Genomic DNA, 1,609 nt, shown 5'->3' with positions numbered 1-1,609 from the left:
TCCTGACTTGTCCGATTTAGTGCGGTCTAAGAATTTTTGTGATAATTTCTTGTAGATGATTCGGCACATGAGCTCTCATTCTTATTTCTTTTTTGGTTATTTTATTTATTAATCGGGCATCTGTGATCTTTTTACAATGGGTTAAAAATGCTCTTATGGACAATGTTGCTGTTATTTCAATATGTTTTGATATAGCTAATGCCATAAAGCAAATAAGTATATGTAATTGTATGGGCTCTTCTTTAAAATGGAAAATTGGGCGAGTTTGTAAATCGTTTTTTGAGACCCTAAATGCTTGTTCTACTTTATATAAATCATGATAGCGACTTATTATGGTTGCATTATCGGCAACAGCTTCTTTAATGTCTGTATAATATCCTTTAATCCCCAGTAGCTTTGTGGTTTTTTCAATAAGCTTTTCGTTCAGCATCATATTACTATCGCCTGATTTGAGGTATTTTACCCTCTTCATTTTTGAGGGTTGAGTCAGCATCAATTTTGCTCTCTCTATTTGCCTGTTCATCTCAAATTTATCTTTATTATAGCGCTTTTTAGAGAAGCTACAAATTAGATAGCCATTTTCTGTTTTAAGCCGAATCACGCTCCCATCTATTTTTGGAAGTTTCGCATCTATTGTTTCCAACAAGTGGGCCGACACATTACCTAGCCTTGCACCTACTATATAGTTGATTTTTTCTACTCTCAATGCCTCCACATTTTCGGTACTTATCATGGCTGCATCAGCAACGACCGTAAAGTTTTCTACTTTATGTTTTTTGATAAAAGATTTAATGACAGGAATCAACGTATGACCCTCAAATGTATTACCTGAAAACACCTCATAACTTACAGGAAAGCCTTCGGGTGTAACCATGAGTGCCACCACAATTTGTGGTTGTTGCGACTTGTTGTCTTTAGAAAATCCATTCTTGCGAAGTTCGTCCTCCGTAAATGTTTCGAAATACAGGGTCGTAACATCATAGAACAATAAAGAAAAATCAAATCCATATTGTTTTCTGGCAAAATCAAGCGTTTTTTTCTCTATTCTTTCCTTTAAAACAAGCCATTTATGTGCTGATTCATAAAACTGTTGCCTGCGGTGTTTAATGCCAAAATAAGATTCTATTAACTCAATAGAACGAAGTTTGGAACCAGGCTCAACGATTCGAATCACTACAAAATCATTCAACAAAGCATCCGCTTCTAAAGTATAACCAATTTGGTGCTGCACGGCTCTCAATACATCGTACAAATAAGTAAGGTAAATCCCTATGAATTCACATTGACTAACCAATACTGCCTCCTCGCCAGGTTTGGAATCTTCAAATAGATATAATTGTTTGGTATAATCAGCAATAAATAGCCTGGCCATTTCTTCCAGGGCAAATATTTCTTCGTTAGTAGTTCCTGAACCAATATGTTTGATGATAACCCGTTTACTGTTTTGATAATGATAAACTTGTACAGAACGAGAATTTCCCTTTGTTTTTACAATTCTAATGTGTAGCATTTGACCTGGTTAGTGCGGTCAAAATAGATAAAAAGTATCATAAGTAGTTGATTATCAGAAACTATTTGTTTGGATTATGGAAAGGCGGACAAGTCAGGA

General features: G+C 35.2%; 1 protein-coding gene. It reads right to left on the bottom strand.

Annotated features, from left to right (window positions below):
- Positions 1–16 precede the first annotated feature (16 nt).
- Positions 17–1,510: an IS1634 family transposase gene (locus EO766_RS18110; protein ID WP_074419367.1), complete on the bottom strand. Its 1,494-nt coding sequence runs from the start codon at positions 1,508–1,510 to the stop codon at positions 17–19.
- Between the last annotated feature and the right edge of the window lie 99 nt (positions 1,511–1,609).

The organism is Hydrotalea sp. AMD (assembly GCF_004100315.1).
In the GTDB taxonomy this organism is placed as follows: domain Bacteria; phylum Bacteroidota; class Bacteroidia; order Chitinophagales; family Chitinophagaceae; genus Hydrotalea; species Hydrotalea flava.
The sequence above is the reverse complement of the archived record's forward strand: the minus strand, read 5'-3'. Positions and strand labels throughout refer to the sequence as shown.

Excerpts from the sequence above, each read along its gene's own strand:
- EO766_RS18110 (WP_074419367.1), bottom strand. The coding sequence starts at position 1,510 with ATGCTACACATTAGAATTGTAAAAACAAAGGGAAATTCTCGTTCTGTA.